At 42.8% G+C, this 18556-nt stretch carries 19 protein-coding genes; all 19 read left to right on the top strand.

The genetic code is table 11. The features are described 5' to 3' along the window. The first annotated feature begins 11 nt into the window (after positions 1 to 11). The gene (gene rpoB, locus AAYR28_RS00655) at positions 12 to 3593 is read left to right on the top strand and encodes a DNA-directed RNA polymerase subunit beta (protein WP_024425866.1); all 3582 of its coding nucleotides are present in this window, start codon (positions 12 to 14) and stop codon (positions 3591 to 3593) included. Between the two features lie 61 nt (positions 3594 to 3654). Then, entirely contained in the window at positions 3655 to 7254 is a 3600-nt protein-coding gene (rpoC, locus tag AAYR28_RS00660; RefSeq protein WP_041115160.1) for a DNA-directed RNA polymerase subunit beta', read from the top strand. Positions 7255 to 7399: 145 nt separating this feature from the next. Continuing rightward, positions 7400 to 7648, top strand: a complete 249-nt coding sequence (locus AAYR28_RS00665) for a 50S ribosomal protein L7ae-like protein (RefSeq protein WP_024425593.1) — start codon at positions 7400 to 7402, stop codon at positions 7646 to 7648. A gap of 113 nt (positions 7649 to 7761) precedes the next feature. Beyond that, complete coding sequence (gene rpsL, locus AAYR28_RS00670; protein ID WP_003216962.1) at positions 7762 to 8181, top strand: 30S ribosomal protein S12; 420 nt, start codon at positions 7762 to 7764, stop codon at positions 8179 to 8181. Positions 8182 to 8302: 121 nt separating this feature from the next. Further along, a complete protein-coding gene (gene rpsG, locus AAYR28_RS00675; RefSeq protein WP_003216884.1) occupies positions 8303 to 8773 on the top strand; it encodes a 30S ribosomal protein S7 in 471 nt (156 codons plus the stop codon). Between the two features lie 54 nt (positions 8774 to 8827). Further along, positions 8828 to 10906, top strand: coding sequence for an elongation factor G (fusA, locus tag AAYR28_RS00680; RefSeq protein WP_024425594.1), 2079 nt, complete (start codon positions 8828 to 8830; stop codon positions 10904 to 10906). A gap of 118 nt (positions 10907 to 11024) precedes the next feature. Continuing rightward, on the top strand, positions 11025 to 12215 hold the full coding sequence (gene tuf, locus AAYR28_RS00685) for an elongation factor Tu (RefSeq protein WP_034283892.1): 1191 nt from the start codon (positions 11025 to 11027) through the stop codon (positions 12213 to 12215). Positions 12216 to 12324: 109 nt separating this feature from the next. Continuing rightward, entirely contained in the window at positions 12325 to 13284 is a 960-nt protein-coding gene (locus tag AAYR28_RS00690; RefSeq protein WP_041115158.1) for an alpha/beta fold hydrolase, read from the top strand. 218 nt (positions 13285 to 13502) lie between these two features. Further along, the gene (gene rpsJ, locus AAYR28_RS00695) at positions 13503 to 13811 is read left to right on the top strand and encodes a 30S ribosomal protein S10 (RefSeq protein WP_003156464.1); all 309 of its coding nucleotides are present in this window, start codon (positions 13503 to 13505) and stop codon (positions 13809 to 13811) included. A 37-nt stretch (positions 13812 to 13848) separates the two neighbouring features. Further along, complete coding sequence (gene rplC / locus AAYR28_RS00700; RefSeq protein WP_024425597.1) at positions 13849 to 14478, top strand: 50S ribosomal protein L3; 630 nt, start codon at positions 13849 to 13851, stop codon at positions 14476 to 14478. Positions 14479 to 14505: 27 nt separating this feature from the next. Then, on the top strand, positions 14506 to 15129 hold the full coding sequence (gene rplD, locus AAYR28_RS00705) for a 50S ribosomal protein L4 (RefSeq protein WP_024425598.1): 624 nt from the start codon (positions 14506 to 14508) through the stop codon (positions 15127 to 15129). Continuing rightward, positions 15129 to 15416, top strand: a complete 288-nt coding sequence (gene rplW / locus AAYR28_RS00710; protein WP_003217016.1) for a 50S ribosomal protein L23 — start codon at positions 15129 to 15131, stop codon at positions 15414 to 15416. Before rplD ends, rplW begins: the two co-directional genes overlap by 1 nt. Positions 15417 to 15444: 28 nt before the next feature. Beyond that, positions 15445 to 16278: a 50S ribosomal protein L2 gene (gene rplB, locus AAYR28_RS00715; RefSeq protein ID WP_024425599.1), complete on the top strand. Its 834-nt coding sequence runs from the start codon at positions 15445 to 15447 to the stop codon at positions 16276 to 16278. Positions 16279 to 16335: 57 nt separating this feature from the next. Further along, on the top strand, positions 16336 to 16614 hold the full coding sequence (gene rpsS / locus AAYR28_RS00720) for a 30S ribosomal protein S19 (RefSeq protein WP_003216920.1): 279 nt from the start codon (positions 16336 to 16338) through the stop codon (positions 16612 to 16614). 17 nt (positions 16615 to 16631) lie between these two features. Beyond that, entirely contained in the window at positions 16632 to 16973 is a 342-nt protein-coding gene (gene rplV / locus AAYR28_RS00725) for a 50S ribosomal protein L22 (protein ID WP_007496316.1), read from the top strand. Positions 16974 to 16976: 3 nt separating this feature from the next. Then, positions 16977 to 17633 (top strand): 30S ribosomal protein S3, encoded by a 657-nt coding sequence (gene rpsC, locus AAYR28_RS00730; protein WP_003217241.1) that lies wholly within the window; start codon positions 16977 to 16979, stop codon positions 17631 to 17633. Between the two features lies 1 nt (position 17634). Beyond that, entirely contained in the window at positions 17635 to 18069 is a 435-nt protein-coding gene (gene rplP, locus AAYR28_RS00735) for a 50S ribosomal protein L16 (protein WP_003156478.1), read from the top strand. Beyond that, on the top strand, positions 18059 to 18259 hold the full coding sequence (gene rpmC, locus AAYR28_RS00740; RefSeq protein ID WP_003217155.1) for a 50S ribosomal protein L29: 201 nt from the start codon (positions 18059 to 18061) through the stop codon (positions 18257 to 18259). Before rplP ends, rpmC begins: the two co-directional genes overlap by 11 nt. Before the next feature lie 25 nt (positions 18260 to 18284). Continuing rightward, the gene (gene rpsQ, locus AAYR28_RS00745) at positions 18285 to 18548 is read left to right on the top strand and encodes a 30S ribosomal protein S17 (protein ID WP_003216906.1); all 264 of its coding nucleotides are present in this window, start codon (positions 18285 to 18287) and stop codon (positions 18546 to 18548) included. Positions 18549 to 18556: the final 8 nt, after the last annotated feature.

The raw sequence follows: 18556 nt of genomic DNA on the forward strand, positions 1-18556 counted from the left end.
GGGTGAATCAGTTGACAGGTCAACTAGTTCAGTATGGACGACACCGCCAGCGCAGAAGCTACGCACGCATAAGCGAAGTGTTAGAATTACCAAATCTCATTGAAATTCAAACCTCTTCTTATCAGTGGTTTCTTGATGAGGGTCTTAGAGAGATGTTTCAAGATATATCCCCAATTGAGGATTTTACTGGTAACCTTTCTCTTGAATTCATTGATTACAGCCTAGGGGATCCTAAGTATCCTGTAGCAGAATCAAAAGAACGTGATGTAACTTACTCTGCTCCACTAAGAGTAAAAGTTCGTTTAATTAACAAAGAAACTGGAGAAGTAAAAGACCAAGATGTGTTTATGGGTGATTTCCCAATCATGACAGACACAGGTACTTTTATCATTAATGGTGCGGAACGTGTAATCGTTTCTCAGTTAGTGCGTTCTCCAAGTGTATATTTCAGTGGTAAAGTAGACAAAAACGGTAAAAAAGGTTTTACTGCGACTGTCATTCCAAACCGTGGCGCATGGTTAGAATACGAAACTGATGCGAAGGATGTAGTCTATGTACGCATCGATCGCACACGTAAGTTGCCGGTTACGGTTCTTTTGCGTGCTCTCGGCTTCAGCTCTGATCAAGAGATTCTTGACCTCATTGGCGAGAATGAATACTTACGCAACACGCTGGAAAAAGACAATACAGAGAATGCAGATAAAGCACTTCTCGAAATCTACGAGCGCCTCCGTCCTGGAGAGCCGCCAACTGTTGAAAATGCGAAAAGCTTGCTAGACTCTCGCTTCTTCGATCCGAAGAGATATGACCTAGCAAATGTTGGACGCTACAAGATTAATAAGAAGCTTCATATTAAAAATAGACTGTTCAATCAAAAATTGGCTGAAACGTTAGTTGACCCTGAAACAGGTGAAATTCTAGCAGAAAAAGGTCAAATTTTAGACAGAAGAGTTCTTGATAAAGTTCTTCCATACTTAGAAAACGGCATCGGATTTAGAAAGCTTTATCCTAATGGTGGCGTAGTAGAAGATGAAGTAGAACTTCAATCTATTAAGATTTATGCACCGACTGATCAAGAAGGCGAGCAAGTGATCAACGTGATTGGAAATGCATATGTAGAGGAAGCTGTGAAAAACATCACGCCTTCTGACATCATTGCATCAATCAGTTACTTCTTCAACCTTCTTCATGGTGTAGGTGACACAGATGATATCGACCACCTTGGTAACCGTCGTCTGCGTTCTGTAGGTGAACTTCTGCAAAACCAATTCCGTATTGGTTTAAGCAGAATGGAGCGTGTTGTTCGTGAAAGAATGTCGATTCAAGACACAAACACGATCACACCTCAGCAGCTGATCAACATTCGTCCTGTGATCGCTTCTATCAAAGAGTTCTTTGGTAGTTCTCAGCTTTCTCAGTTCATGGATCAAACAAACCCGCTTGCTGAATTGACGCACAAACGTCGTCTGTCAGCGCTTGGACCGGGTGGTTTGACACGTGAGCGTGCAGGAATGGAAGTTCGTGACGTTCACTACTCTCACTATGGACGTATGTGTCCGATTGAAACACCAGAGGGTCCAAACATTGGTTTGATCAACTCTCTATCTTCATTTGCAAAAGTGAATCGCTTCGGATTTATCGAAACACCTTACCGCCGGGTTGATCCTGAAACTGGTAAAGTGACACCGAGAATCGATTACTTAACTGCTGATGAAGAGGATAACTACGTAGTAGCACAAGCGAACGCTCAGTTAGCTGATGATGGTTCGTTTATCGATGATAATATCATTGCTCGTTTCAGAGGGGAAAACACCGTTGTTCCTCGAAACCGCGTTGACTACATGGACGTTTCGCCAAAGCAGGTTGTTTCTGCAGCGACAGCATGTATCCCATTCTTAGAAAACGATGACTCTAACCGTGCTCTAATGGGAGCAAACATGCAGCGTCAGGCTGTGCCTTTGATGCAGCCGGAATCACCGATTGTTGGTACAGGGATGGAGTACGTATCAGGTAAAGACTCTGGTGCTGCTGTCATCTGCCGCTATCCAGGTGTTGTAGAACGTGTAGAAGCAAAAAATATTTGGGTTCGCCGTTATGAAGACGTTGACGGACAACAAGTCAAAGGAAACCTAGACAAATACAGCCTGCTGAAATTTGTCCGCTCTAACCAAGGGACTTGCTACAACCAGCGTCCTATCGTAAGTGTTGGAGATGAAGTCGTTAAAGGAGAAATCCTTGCAGACGGACCTTCTATGGAAAAAGGTGAATTGGCTCTAGGACGTAATGTTATGGTCGGATTCATGACTTGGGACGGTTACAACTACGAGGATGCGATCATCATGAGTGAGCGCCTTGTAAAAGATGACGTCTACACGTCTATTCATATTGAAGAATATGAATCAGAAGCTCGTGATACAAAGCTTGGACCAGAAGAAATCACTCGTGATATTCCAAACGTTGGGGAAGATGCTTTACGCAACCTTGACGAGCGCGGAATCATCCGTATTGGTGCAGAAGTAAAAGATGGAGACCTTCTTGTAGGAAAAGTAACGCCTAAAGGTGTAACTGAACTAACAGCTGAAGAACGTCTATTACATGCAATCTTCGGTGAAAAGGCTCGTGAAGTTCGCGATACGTCACTGCGTGTTCCACACGGCGGCGGCGGAATTATCCACGATGTAAAAGTCTTCAACCGTGAAGATGGAGATGAATTACCTCCAGGTGTAAACCAATTAGTCCGCGTATACATCGTTCAGAAACGTAAGATTTCTGAAGGTGACAAAATGGCCGGACGACATGGTAACAAAGGGGTTATCTCTAAAATCCTTCCAGAAGAAGATATGCCTTATCTTCCAGACGGAACACCGATCGATATCATGTTGAACCCTCTAGGGGTACCATCTCGTATGAACATCGGTCAGGTACTTGAGCTTCATATGGGTATGGCTGCACGTTACCTTGGCATCCACATTGCGTCACCAGTATTTGATGGTGCGCGCGAGGAAGATGTTTGGGAAACGCTTGAAGAAGCAGGTATGTCCCGTGATGCGAAAACAGTCCTTTATGACGGTCGAACTGGTGAACCATTCGACAACCGTGTATCTGTCGGAATCATGTACATGATCAAACTGGCTCACATGGTTGACGATAAACTTCACGCTCGTTCAACTGGACCATACTCACTTGTTACGCAGCAGCCACTTGGCGGTAAAGCACAGTTTGGTGGTCAGCGTTTCGGAGAGATGGAAGTATGGGCACTTGAAGCTTACGGTGCAGCATATACACTTCAAGAGATCTTAACAGTTAAATCAGATGACGTTGTGGGTCGTGTGAAAACATACGAAGCCATCGTCAAAGGGGATAACGTACCTGAACCAGGTGTCCCTGAATCATTCAAAGTGTTAATCAAAGAACTTCAAAGTTTAGGTATGGATGTGAAAATCCTATCTGGCGATGAAGAAGAGATAGAAATGAGAGATTTAGAAGACGATGAGGAAACGAAGAAAGCAGACGGATTAGCGTTATCTAATGACGAAGATGCTGCAGACCTCGCACCTGTCGATCTTGAACGTGACGCAGTCACAAAAGAATAGCAGAAACGATTAGAGCAAGTGACTAGGGTATAACCCGAAGATTAAAAGGGAGGTAGGCCCCTTGCTAGATGTGAACAATTTTGAGTATATGAACATCGGTCTCGCATCACCTGATAAAATCCGTTCTTGGTCTTTTGGTGAAGTGAAAAAGCCTGAAACGATTAACTATCGTACACTGAAACCTGAAAAAGATGGTCTCTTTTGTGAACGTATCTTCGGACCGCAAAAAGACTGGGAATGTCATTGTGGGAAGTATAAACGCGTTCGGTATAAGGGTGTTGTATGTGACCGTTGTGGTGTAGAAGTAACACGGGCAAAAGTCCGTCGTGAGAGAATGGGGCATATCGAACTGGCTGCCCCAGTTTCCCACATTTGGTATTTCAAAGGTATCCCAAGCCGTATGGGTCTTGTTCTTGATATGTCACCACGTGCGTTAGAAGAAGTGATCTACTTCGCTTCTTACGTCGTGACAGATCCGGGCAACACACCGCTTGAGAAGAAACAACTTCTTTCTGAGAAAGAATTCCGTGCTTATTTAGATAAATACGGTAATACATTCCAAGCAGCTATGGGTGCAGAAGCAATCAACAAACTTCTTCAAGATATCGATCTTGTAAAAGAAGTAGATACACTGAAAGAAGAGCTGAAAACTGCTCAAGGACAACGCCGTACACGTGCGATCAAACGCCTTGAAGTATTAGAAGCCTTCCGTAACTCAGGAAACAAACCATCTTGGATGATTCTTGATGTACTTCCGGTTATTCCGCCAGAATTACGTCCAATGGTTCAGCTTGATGGTGGACGTTTTGCTACTTCTGACTTGAACGACCTTTATCGTCGTGTCATCAACCGTAACAATCGTCTGAAGCGTTTATTAGATCTTGGCGCGCCAAGCATCATCGTTCAGAACGAGAAGCGTATGCTTCAAGAAGCTGTCGATGCCTTGATTGATAATGGACGTAGAGGCCGACCAGTAACAGGACCAGGAAATCGACCATTGAAATCTCTTTCTCACATGCTGAAAGGGAAACAAGGACGTTTCCGTCAAAATTTGCTTGGTAAACGTGTTGACTATTCTGGACGTTCTGTTATCGTCGTAGGACCACATTTGAAAATGTATCAGTGTGGACTTCCGAAAGAAATGGCTCTTGAATTATTCAAACCATTCGTGATGAAGGAGCTTGTTGAAAAAGGATTAGCTCACAACATCAAGAGTGCGAAGCGTAAAATTGAGCGCGTGCAGCCGGAAGTATGGGATGTTTTAGAATCAGTTATTCGTGAGCATCCAGTCTTACTAAACCGTGCACCGACTCTTCACAGACTTGGTATTCAAGCGTTTGAACCTACACTTGTGGAAGGACGCGCAATTCGTCTTCATCCACTTGTATGTACAGCCTACAACGCTGACTTTGACGGTGACCAAATGGCGGTTCACGTACCATTATCTGCTGAAGCTCAAGCTGAAGCTCGTATCTTAATGCTTGCTGCTCAAAACATTTTGAACCCGAAAGATGGAAAACCAGTTGTTACGCCATCTCAGGATATGGTGCTCGGTAACTACTACCTTACACTTGAGCGCAAAGGTGCTATCGGAGAAGGTATGGTCTTCAAAGACACTGACGAAGCCCTTCTAGCTTATCAAAATGGTTATGTGCATCTTCATACACGTGTAGCTGTTGCAGCTAGCTCGTTGAAGAATGTGACATTCACTGATGAACAGCGTTCTAAATTGTTGATTACAACAGTTGGAAAACTAATCTTTAACGAAATCTTACCGGAATCATTCCCATACATGAATGAGCCGACAAAGAGCAATATTGAAGAAAAAACGCCTGATCGTTTCTTCCTTGAAAAAGGTGAGGATGTAAAAGCTGCGATCGAGAAACAAGAAATCAATGCGCCGTTCAAAAAAGGTATTTTAGGGAAAATCATTGCGGAAATCTTTAAGAGATTCCATATCACTGAGACATCTAAAATGCTTGACCGCATGAAAAATCTTGGTTTCAGATACTCTACTAAAGCCGGTATTACGGTTGGTGTGTCTGATATCGTCGTACTAGATGATAAGCAGAAGATCCTTGAAGAAGCACAAGCAAAAGTAGATAACGTCATGAAGCAATTCAGACGTGGTTTGATTACTGAAGAAGAGCGTTATGAGAGAGTTATTTCAATCTGGAGTTCTTCTAAAGATGTCATCCAAGGTAAACTGATGAAGTCCCTTGATGAAGTCAACCCAATCTACATGATGAGTGACTCTGGAGCGCGTGGTAACGCATCTAACTTCACTCAGCTGGCTGGTATGCGTGGTCTGATGGCCAACCCGGCTGGACGTATCATTGAACTTCCGATTAAATCTAGTTTCCGTGAAGGTTTAACCGTATTGGAATACTTTATTTCCACTCACGGTGCGCGTAAAGGTCTTGCCGATACAGCCCTTAAAACAGCTGACTCAGGTTACCTCACGCGTCGTCTCGTTGACGTTGCACAGGATGTCATCATCCGTGAAACAGATTGCGGTACAGACCGTGGAATCTTGGCGAAGTCCATTAAAGAAGGAAATGAAATTATTGAGAAACTTGAAGAACGTCTGATCGGGCGTTTTGCAAGAAAACCAATTGTTCATCCTGAAACAGGCGAAGTCATCGTAGCCGAAAACGAACTAATTGATGAAGATAAAGCACTTGAAGTAGTTGAAGCAGGAATTGAGGAAGTATGGATCCGTTCTGCATTTACATGTAACACGCCTCATGGTGTATGTAAACGATGCTACGGCCGTAACCTTGCAACTGGTACTGACGTTGAAGTCGGTGAAGCAGTTGGAATCATCGCTGCACAATCAATCGGTGAGCCAGGAACACAGCTTACAATGCGTACGTTCCACACCGGTGGGGTAGCAGGAGACGATATCACACAAGGTCTACCTCGTATCCAAGAGCTATTTGAAGCGCGTAATCCGAAAGGGCAAGCGACAATTTCTGAAATTGATGGTGTCGTTGCTGAAATTAACGATGTTCGTGACAAGCAGCAGGAAATTGTGGTTCAAGGCGAAGTTGAAACTCGTTCTTACACAGCTCCTTACAATGCACGTCTGAAAGTTGTTGAAGGTGACACAGTTACTCGTGGTCAAGTACTTACAGAAGGTTCGATCGATCCGAAAGAACTTCTTAAAGTGACTGACATGACAGCTGTTCAAGAATATCTGCTTCATGAAGTGCAAAAAGTATACCGTATGCAAGGGGTAGAAATCGGAGATAAGCACGTAGAGGTAATGGTTCGCCAAATGCTTCGTAAAGTGCGTGTCGCTGATGCAGGGGATACAGATGTATTACCAGGCACACTTCTTGATGTACATCAATTCACTGAAGCGAACAAAAAAGTACTATTCGAAGGCAAACGTCCTGCAACAGGCCGTCCAGTTCTTCTTGGTATTACAAAAGCTTCACTTGAAACAGACTCATTCTTGTCTGCGGCATCCTTCCAAGAAACGACTCGTGTCCTAACAGATGCGGCGATCAAAGGAAAACGTGATGAACTGCTTGGCTTGAAAGAGAATGTGATCATCGGTAAACTTGTTCCTGCTGGAACGGGAATGCCAAACTACCGTAAAGTTAAGCCGGTTTCGCAAGTGCAGCCGTCTGACGACATGGTTCCTGTAGAGTAATCTTTCTCGTGAGATTCCTATAAAATCATCAAAAAATGGTGAAGGATGTCAAGATAATCTGTCATACGATATTGACATCCTTCTGCCATGATGATAATATAACCAAGGTGCTCAAAATAAAACCTGTTACTTTGGAGGATATTCGATGTCTTATGATAAAGTATCACAGGCTCAATCCATTATTATTGGTACGAAGCAAACAGTAAAAGCTCTGAAACGAGATTCAGTTAAGGAAGTCGTCGTAGCGAAAGATGCTGATCCTGCTTTAACCGCTAGTGTATTGAAACTAGCGCAAGAGAAGGGTGTAGACATCTTAGTGGTAGATTCCATGAAAAAGCTCGGCAAGGCCTGCGGAATTGAAGTTGGGGCAGCAGCTGTTGCCATTATGTTATAGCGTACTTGTTTTGTTTTTGCATGTATAAAATGCAAAAGCATTGTTTTTTGCCTTTTGATGAACCACCTGGGTATGTGGGTTATAAAAAAAGTAATGAAGGGAGGAATAACAACATGCCTACAATTAATCAGCTAATACGCAAAGGACGCGTGAGTAAAGTTGAAAACTCAAAGTCACCTGCACTTAACAAAGGATACAACAGTTTCAAAAAAGAGCACACTAACGTAACATCTCCACAGAAGCGCGGGGTTTGTACTCGTGTCGGTACAATGACACCGAAAAAACCAAACTCAGCACTACGTAAATATGCTCGTGTACGTTTGTCTAACCTGATTGAGGTAACAGCTTACATTCCTGGTATCGGACATAACCTACAAGAGCACAGTGTAGTACTTATCCGTGGCGGACGTGTAAAAGACTTACCGGGTGTACGTTACCACATCGTTCGTGGTGCGCTTGATACTGCCGGAGTTGACGGTCGTATGCAAGGACGTTCTAAATACGGAACAAAACGCCCTAAACAAAGCAAATAATACAAACAAACATAAGGGTTTTTAGAAGTTGATATCAGATCAGTGGAGTCAGGCAGCTGACAATGATATTGAGATGAGAGACAGATAGAAATCCTTTTAAAAGAGAAGGGAGGCTATTCAGATGCCACGTAAAGGTCCTGTAGCAAAAAGAGACGTATTGCCAGATCCAATTTACAATTCTAAACTTGTATCTCGTTTGATCAACAAAATGATGATCGACGGTAAAAGAGGAAAGTCACAAACAATCCTCTACAAGTCATTTGATATCATCAAAGAACGTACTGGTAATGAAGCGATGGAGGTTTTCGAACAAGCCTTGAAAAACATCATGCCAGTTCTTGAAGTTAAAGCACGTCGTGTAGGTGGAGCTAACTACCAAGTTCCTGTAGAAGTTCGCCCAGACCGCCGTACTACTTTAGGTCTTCGCTGGTTAGTAAACTATGCTCGTCTTCGTGGAGAAAAAACGATGGAAGAGCGTCTTGCTAACGAAATCCTTGACGCAGCTAACAACACTGGTGCTGCTGTTAAGAAACGTGAAGATACACACAAAATGGCAGAAGCGAACAAAGCATTCGCTCACTACCGCTGGTAGGATTTATACCAAACTAAAAAAACTATTCCCTAATGAGGAAGGAGAAATTACCCAATGGCAAGAGAGTTCTCCTTAGACAAAACTCGTAATATTGGTATCATGGCTCACATCGATGCCGGTAAAACGACAACGACTGAGCGTATCTTGTACTACACTGGTCGTATCCATAAAATTGGTGAAACTCACGAAGGAGCTTCACAAATGGACTGGATGGAGCAGGAGCAAGAACGTGGTATTACAATCACTTCTGCTGCTACTACAGCACAATGGAAGGGTTACCGTGTAAACATCATCGATACACCAGGACACGTAGACTTCACTGTTGAAGTTGAACGTTCTTTACGTGTACTTGATGGTGCGGTTGCTGTTCTTGATGCACAATCAGGTGTAGAGCCACAAACTGAAACAGTTTGGCGCCAAGCAACAACTTACGGAGTACCTCGTATCGTATTCGTTAACAAAATGGATAAAACTGGTGCGGACTTCCTTTACTCTGTAAGCACATTAAGAGATCGTCTTCAAGCGAACGCTCATGCAATTCAATTGCCGATCGGCGCTGAAGATCAATTCGAAGGAATCATCGACCTTGTAGAAAACGTAGCATACTTCTACGAAGATGACCTTGGAACTCGCTCTGATGCTAAAGAAATCCCTGCTGAGTATAAAGACAAAGCTGAAGAGCTTCGCAGCAGCCTAATTGAAGCTGTTGCTGAGCTTGATGAAGAGCTTATGGAAAAATACCTTGAGGGTGAAGAAATCACAATTCCTGAATTGAAAGCTGCAATCCGTAAAGGAACATTGAATGTTGAATTCTACCCAGTTCTTGTTGGATCTGCTTTCAAAAACAAAGGTGTTCAGCTTGTACTTGACGCTGTGCTTGACTACCTTCCTGCACCAACTGATGTTGCTGCAATTAAAGGTATCCTGCCAGATTCAAATGAAGAGGTTGTTCGTGAGTCTACTGATGACGCACCATTCGCAGCTCTTGCATTTAAAGTTATGACTGACCCTTATGTTGGGAAACTAACTTTCTTCCGCGTATACTCTGGAACACTTGATTCTGGTTCATACGTGAAGAACTCTTCTAAGAACAAGCGTGAACGTGTTGGACGTATCCTTCAAATGCACGCAAACAGCCGTGAAGAAATCTCTACTGTATATGCAGGGGATATCGCAGCAGCTGTAGGTCTTAAAGATACATCTACTGGTGATACTCTTTGTGACGAGAAAAATCTTGTTATCCTTGAGTCTATGGAATTCCCAGAGCCAGTTATCGATGTAGCTATCGAGCCTAAATCTAAGGCTGACCAAGATAAAATGAGTATCGCTTTAGCTAAACTAGCTGAAGAGGATCCAACATTCCGTACACAAACAAACCCTGAAACTGGTCAAACGATCATCTCTGGTATGGGTGAGCTTCACCTTGATATCATTGTTGACCGTATGAAGCGTGAGTTCAAGGTTGAAGCTAACGTAGGTGCTCCTCAAGTTGCGTACCGTGAAACATTCCGTTCTGGTGCAAAAGTTGAAGGTAAATTCGTACGTCAGTCTGGTGGACGCGGTCAGTTCGGACACGTTTGGATTGAATTCGAACCAAACGAAGAAGGCGCAGGATTCGAATTTGAAAATGCAATCGTCGGTGGGGTTGTTCCACGTGAATACATCCCAGCAATTCAAGCAGGTCTTGAAGATTCACTTGAAAATGGTGTATTAGCTGGATTCCCATTAATCGACATCAAAGCAAAATTATTTGATGGATCTTACCACGATGTTGACTCTAACGAAATGGCGTTCAAAATTGCTGCATCTATGGCATTGAAAAATGCTGTCAGCAAATGTAACCCAGTTCTACTTGAGCCAATGATGAAAGTGGAAGTTGTTATCCCTGAAGAATACATGGGAGACATCATGGGTGATATCACATCTCGTCGTGGACGTGTAGAAGGTATGGAAGCTCGCGGTAACGCTCAAGTTGTTCGCGCTATGGTTCCACTTTCTGAAATGTTCGGATATGCTACTGCACTCCGTTCTAACACACAAGGACGCGGTACTTTCACTATGCACATGGATCACTACGAAGAAGTGCCTAAGAGCATCAGTGAAGAAATCATCAAAAAAAATAAAGGTGAATAATTGATTTTGCCTTTAAACTAAAGTATAACTACTATTGAAGATCAGAAAGTGAGAGGTAACTCTTCACTTTCTATCACTCTATACCAAATACAATGAACCTTTAAGGAGGATTTTTAGAATGGCTAAAGAAAAATTCGACCGTTCCAAATCGCATGCTAACATTGGTACAATTGGACACGTTGACCATGGTAAAACAACTCTAACTGCTGCTATCTCAACAGTTCTTCATAAGAAATCTGGTAAAGGTACAGCTATGGCTTATGACCAAATCGATGGTGCTCCAGAAGAGCGCGAGCGTGGAATCACAATCTCAACTGCACACGTTGAGTATGAAACTGAAACTCGTCACTATGCACACGTAGACTGCCCAGGACACGCTGACTATGTTAAAAACATGATCACTGGTGCTGCTCAAATGGACGGCGCGATCTTAGTAGTATCTGCTGCTGATGGTCCAATGCCACAAACACGTGAGCACATCCTACTTTCTCGTAACGTAGGTGTACCATACATCGTAGTATTCCTTAACAAATGTGACATGGTTGACGATGAAGAGTTACTTGAACTTGTTGAAATGGAAGTTCGTGACCTTCTTTCTGACTATGACTTCCCTGGTGACGATGTACCAGTTATCAAAGGTTCTGCTCTTAAAGCTCTTGAAGGAGATGCTGATTACGAAGCAAAAATCTTTGAACTTATGGATGCGGTTGATGAGTACATCCCAACTCCAGAGCGTGACACTGAGAAGCCATTCATGATGCCAGTTGAGGACGTATTCTCAATCACTGGTCGTGGAACAGTTGCTACTGGTCGTGTTGAGCGTGGACAAGTTAAAGTCGGTGACGAAGTTGAAATCATCGGTCTTCAAGAAGAAAACGGTAAAACAACTGTTACAGGTGTTGAAATGTTCCGTAAACTTCTTGACTACGCTGAAGCTGGTGACAACATCGGTGCACTACTTCGTGGTGTATCTCGTGAAGATATCCAACGTGGTCAAGTACTTGCTAAACCAGGTACAATCACTCCACACAGCCGTTTCAAAGCTGAAGTTTATGTACTTTCTAAAGAAGAGGGTGGACGTCATACTCCATTCTTCGCTAACTACCGTCCGCAGTTCTACTTCCGTACAACTGACGTAACTGGTATCGTACATCTTCCAGAAGGTACTGAAATGGTAATGCCTGGCGATAACACTGAGATGGAAGTTGAACTTATCTCTACTATCGCTATCGAAGAAGGAACTCGTTTCTCTATCCGTGAGGGTGGACGTACTGTAGGTTCTGGTGTCGTTTCAACTATCATTAAGTAATAAACATACAAAAGAGACTCCTTGCAAAAGGGTCTCTTTTTTTGCTTTTCCAGATCAGAACGGCTACTATAAGCTATAGAATCTAAATGGAACCGAGAGGATCGCTGGAATGGTAAAGACATACTTGAATAAATGGTCGATCGGCGGGATTGACCAATGGATTATGATGAAAGAAGACCAGTCGAGTGAAACGAAGCCTGTACTTTTATTTTTGCACGGCGGGCCCGGCTCGGCTCAAATCAGTTATATTGATTCCTTTCACGGGGAACTTGATCAGGACTTTACAGTTGTCCATTGGGATCAGAGAGGTGCAGGACTTTCCTATCAAGAGAATCTTCCCGATGCATCGATGACCATTCAGCAATTTATTGAAGACACGATTGAACTGACAGAAAAGCTTCTAACTTATCTAGGTCATTCAAAATTGTATATCGCAGGATACTCGTGGGGATCATTAATTGCCATACAAGCAGTACATAAGCGTCCAGATCTTTATCATGCATATTACGGGATTAGTCAGGTAGTAGATGTGTTAAAGGAAGATATCGTATCGTACGAGCTCCTTTTGAAGAAATATCATCGCAATCGTCTGTTTACTGGGTGTCTGCGATTACTGACGCCTCCTCCATGGAAACGGACATCAGCTCATGCCTTGTTTTCTCTATATAAAGAGTTTGCGAGCGTAGGTCTCACACATAGATGGAAGCCGGTTTTTCAAATACTAAAAGGGTTTCTTTTTAGTAAGCAATATCAGCTGAAAGATAAATGGAAGTTCATAAAAGGACAGAAGTTTAGTCAAGACAAGTTATGGGATCAGCTAATGAATGAGAGTATTCAATACCGAGTTTCTACTATATTAATACCGTGCTACTTTCTCATTGGCGATCACGACATGATTACACCAGCTGCTGTATCAAAACCATATGTTGATCAATTAAAAGCACCAATCAAAGAATGGTTTACCTTTAAAGACTCTGCACATTCTCCGCATATCGAAGAGCCAGATGAATTTATACGTATCATAAGAAAGACTGCTATACATCATCTTCAGGGAAAGCTTGATTTATAGGCTGAATCCCTGTATAATATGAAAAGTGTGCAAATCATAAATTTATCCGATTTATTATTGCAACACGCAGGCCAATTTGGTACAATAGTGCATGTTGGTCTTTGACTGCGATGAAGTGAGAGGTTGCTGACACACCCGGCCGCTTTGCCATGGCGAGGTGATCAGGTTTTTCTCACGGAGAACTGTCTAACGTAAGTAGGCGAAAAGGAGGGAAAATAATGGCAAAACAAAAAATTCGTATTCGTTTAAAAGCATATGATCATAGAATTCTTGATCAATCTGCTGAGAAGATTGTTGAAACGGCTAAGCGTTCTGGTGCTAGTGTATCTGGTCCAATTCCGCTTCCAACTGAAAAATCAGTTTACACAATCCTTCGTGCGGTGCATAAGTACAAAGATTCTCGTGAGCAATTCGAGATGCGTACTCACAAACGTCTAATCGACATCGTGAATCCAACTCCGCAAACAGTTGATGCACTTATGCGTTTAGATTTACCATCTGGTGTAGATATCGAAATCAAACTTTAATTCAAATAGAAAACACATATTATAGGAGGTGTGACGAATGACCAAAGGAATCTTAGGTAGAAAAATTGGTATGACGCAAGTATTCGCAGAAAACGGTGATCTTATCCCTGTAACTGTTGTTGAGGCTGCTGCTAACGTTGTTCTTCAAAAGAAGACTGTTGACACGGATGGCTATGAAGCAATCCAAATCGGTTTTGATGACAAACGTGAAAAGCTTTCTAACAAACCAGAGAAAGGCCACGTTGCTAAAGCGGAAACTGCTCCTAAGCGCTTCGTAAAAGAATTACGCGGTGCGGAGTTAGATGCGTATGAAGTTGGTCAGGAAGTCAAAGTTGATATTTTCGCAAATGGAGATATCGTAGATGTAACAGGAACATCAAAAGGTAAAGGATTCCAAGGGGCTATCAAACGCCACGGACAATCACGCGGACCAATGACTCACGGTTCACGTTACCACCGTCGTCCTGGTTCAATGGGACCTGTTGATCCAAACCGTGTATTCAAAGGTAAACTTCTTCCAGGTCGTATGGGCGGAGAGCAAATCACTGTCCAAAACCTTGAGATCGTTAAAGTTGATGCAGAACGCAATCTTCTATTGATCAAAGGAAACGTACCAGGAGCTAAAAAATCTCTAGTAACTGTAAAGAGTGCAGTTAAATCTAAATAACTCTCTTAGGAAAGGAGGAAACAAGTCATGCCAAAAGTAGCATTATATAACCAAAACGGTTCTACTAACGGTGAAATCGAATTAAACGCTTCTGTGTTTGGAATCGAGCCAAACGAAAGCGTAGTATTCGATGCTATTCTTATGCAAAGAGCTTCCTTACGTCAAGGAACTCACAAAGTAAAAACTCGTTCTGAAGTACGTGGCGGAGGTCGTAAGCCTTGGAGACAGAAGGGTACAGGTCGTGCTCGTCAAGGTTCTATCCGTTCACCACAATGGCGCGGAGGCGGTATCGTATTCGGTCCAACACCACGCAGTTATTCTTATAAATTACCTAAAAAAGTTCGCCGCTTGGCTATCAAGTCAGTATTGTCTTCTAAAGTAATCGACAACAACATCATCGTTCTTGAAGATCTGACTCTTGATGCAGTGAAAACGAAAGAATTCGCAGGCATCCTTAAAGGATTATCTGTCGAGAAGAAAGCGTTGATCGTCACTGCGGATGCAAACGAAACAGTTGCTTTATCTGCTCGTAACATCCCTGGAGTAACAGTTGTTGAAGCTAACGGTATCAACGTTCTTGACGTTGTCAACCACGACAAACTTCTGATCACTAAAGCAGCGGTTGAAAAAGTAGAGGAGGGACTTGCATAATGAAAGATCCTCGTGATGTTCTAAAGCGCCCTATCATTACTGAACGTTCTGCTGATCTAATGACAGAGAAGAAGTACACGTTCGAAGTTGATGTCAGAGCTAACAAAACAGAAGTGAAAGACGCTGTTGAAGAAATCTTTGGAGTGAAAGTTGAGAAAGTCAACGTTCAAAACTACAAAGGAAAATCAAAACGCGTTGGACGCTACACTGGTATGACTAGCCGTCGCAGAAAAGCGATCGTGAAATTAACTGCTGACAGCAAAGAAATCGAAATTTTTGAAGCGTAAATCTTAAAAAGAAGGAGGGAAATTCAAAATGGCGATTAAAAAGTATAAACCAACCAGTAATGGTCGTCGTGGCATGACTACTTCAGATTTTGCTGAAATCACGACTGACAAACCAGAAAAATCGTTGCTTGCACCGCTACACAAAAAAGGCGGACGTAACAACCAAGGTAGATTGACTGTTCGTCATCAAGGTGGCGGTCACAAACGTCAATACCGTATCATCGACTTTAAGCGTGATAAAGACGGTATACCTGGACGCGTTGCTACAATCGAGTATGATCCAAACCGTTCAGCTAACATCGCTCTTGTAAACTATGCAGATGGTGAGAAACGTTACATTCTTGCTCCGAAAGGAATCCAAGTTGGTACTGAAGTTACTTCTGGACCAGAAGCTGACATCAAACCAGGTAATGCTCTTCCACTTATCAACATCCCAGTTGGTACAGTTGTGCATAACATTGAATTAAAACCAGGTAAAGGTGGACAATTAGTTCGTTCTGCTGGTACTTCTGCTCAAGTTCTTGGTAAAGAAGGTAAATACGTTCTTGTACGTTTGAACTCAGGAGAAGTTCGCATGATTCTTTCTGCTTGCCGTGCGACTATCGGTCAAGTTGGAAACGAGCAACACGAATTAATCAACATCGGTAAAGCTGGACGTTCTCGCTGGAAAGGCGTACGCCCAACAGTTCGTGGTTCTGTAATGAACCCTAACGATCACCCACACGGTGGTGGTGAAGGACGCGCTCCAATCGGACGTAAATCACCAATGTCTCCATGGGGTAAACCGACTCTTGGATTCAAGACTCGTAAGAAAACCAACAAGTCTGATAAATTCATTGTACGTCGTCGTAAAAACAAGTAACGGGGTTGTCTACGGTTCATTTAGGACCGTAGTTCAATCACGAAGGGAGGTTCCACAATGGCTCGCAGCTTAAAAAAAGGACCATTTGTTGATGATCATTTGATGGCTAAAGTCGAGAAATTGAATGAAACTGACAAAAAGCAAGTCGTAAAAACTTGGTCTCGTCGTTCTACAATTTTCCCACAATTCATCGGTCACACAATCGCTGTCTATGATGGACGCAAACATGTACCTGTTTTCATTTCTGAAGATATGGTAGGTCACAAATTGGGCGAATTCGCACCAAGCCGTACTTACAAAGGTCATGCTAGTGACGATAAAAAAACAAGACGCTAATGAGAGGAGGCTTTTAAATGCAAGCTAAAGCTGTCGCAAGAACAGTCCGTATTGCTCCTCGTAAAGCACGTCTAGTAATGGACCTGATCCGAGGTAAGCAAGTAGGAGAAGCAGTTTCTATCTTAAACCTTACACCTAAGGCTGCTTCACCAATTATTGAAAAAGTATTAAAATCTGCTATCGCAAACGCTGAGCACAACTACGAGTTGGACGCTAACAGCCTAGTGATTACTCAAGCATTCGTTGACGAAGGTCCAACACTTAAGAGATTCCGTCCACGTGCTATGGGTCGTGCGAGCGCAATTAACAAACGTACTAGCCACATTACAATCGTTGTATCAGAAAAGAAGGAGGGATAATCCGTGGGTCAAAAGGTAAATCCAGTAGGTCTTCGTATTGGCGTCATTCGTGATTGGGAATCTAAATGGTTCGCAGGAAAAGATTACGCTGACTTCTTACATGAAGACTTGAAAATCCGTGAATTCATCAGCAAGCGTTTGTCTGACGCGTCTGTTTCTAAAGTAGAAATCGAACGTGCTGCAAACCGCGTAAATATCACAATCCACACGGCTAAACCAGGTATGGTAATTGGTAAAGGCGGATCTGAAGTTGAAGCACTTCGTAAAGCTCTTAACAGCCTAACTGGCAAACGTGTACACATCAACATTCTTGAAATCAAGAGAGCAGATCTTGATGCTCAGCTAGTTGCTGAAAACATCGCTCGTCAACTTGAAAACCGTATTTCATTCCGTCGTGCACAAAAACAAACAATCCAACGCACAATGCGTGCTGGAGCACAAGGAATCAAAACAATGGTTTCTGGTCGTCTTGGCGGTGCAGATATTGCTCGTTCTGAATATTACAGTGAAGGTACTGTTCCATTGCACACACTTCGTGCTGACATCGACTATGCTACTGCTGAAGCTGACACTACTTATGGTAAGCTTGGCGTAAAAGTATGGATCTATCGTGGAGAAGTCCTTCCAACTAAGAAGAATACTGCGGAAGGAGGAAAATAATATGTTATTGCCAAAACGCGTGAAGTATCGCAGAGAACATCGTGGAAAAATGCGTGGTCGTGCAAAAGGCGGTACTGAAGTACATTTCGGTGAGTACGGTATCCAAGCTCTTGAAGCTTCTTGGATCACAAACCGTCAAATCGAAGCTGCTCGTATTGCTATGACTCGTTACATGAAACGTGGCGGTAAAGTTTGGATTAAAATTTTCCCTTCTAAGCCATACACAGCTAAACCTCTAGAGGTCCGCATGGGTTCCGGTAAAGGTGCTCCAGAAGGATGGGTAGCTGTAGTGAAACCGGGCAAAGTTTTATTTGAAATTTCTGGTGTGTCTGAAGAAGTTGCTCGTGAAGCTCTTCGTCTTGCATCTCACAAATTGCCAATTAAAACGAAGTTCGTAAAACGTGAAGAAATTGGTGGTGAATCAAATGAAAGCTAATGAAATTCGTGACCTTACCACTGCTGAAATTGAACAAAAAGTAAAGTCTCTTAAAGAAGAACTTTTCAATCTTCGTTTCCAATTAGCGACTGGGCAGCTTGAAAATACTGCTCGCATTCGTGAAGTGCGTAAATCAATCGCACGCATGAAAACTGTGATTCGTCAAAGAGAAATCGCTGCTAATAAATAATAATTAGAGGGGAGGCCCCGCAAACATGAGCGAACGTAACCAACGTAAAGTGTATCAAGGTCGTGTTGTTTCTGACAAAATGGATAAAACCATCACTGTTGTAGTTGAAACATACAAAAAGCATTCACTTTATGGCAAACGTGTAAGATACTCTAAGAAGTTCAAAGCACATGATGAAAACAACCAAGCAAAAATCGGAGACATCGTAAAGGTCATGGAAACTCGTCCTTTATCTGCGACTAAACGCTTTCGTCTAGTTGAAGTTGTCGAAGAAGCCGTTATTATCTAATAAAGTTC

Origin of the sequence: Bacillus safensis (genome assembly GCF_039619585.1) — a bacterium.
GTDB lineage: Bacteria > Bacillota > Bacilli > Bacillales > Bacillaceae > Bacillus > Bacillus safensis.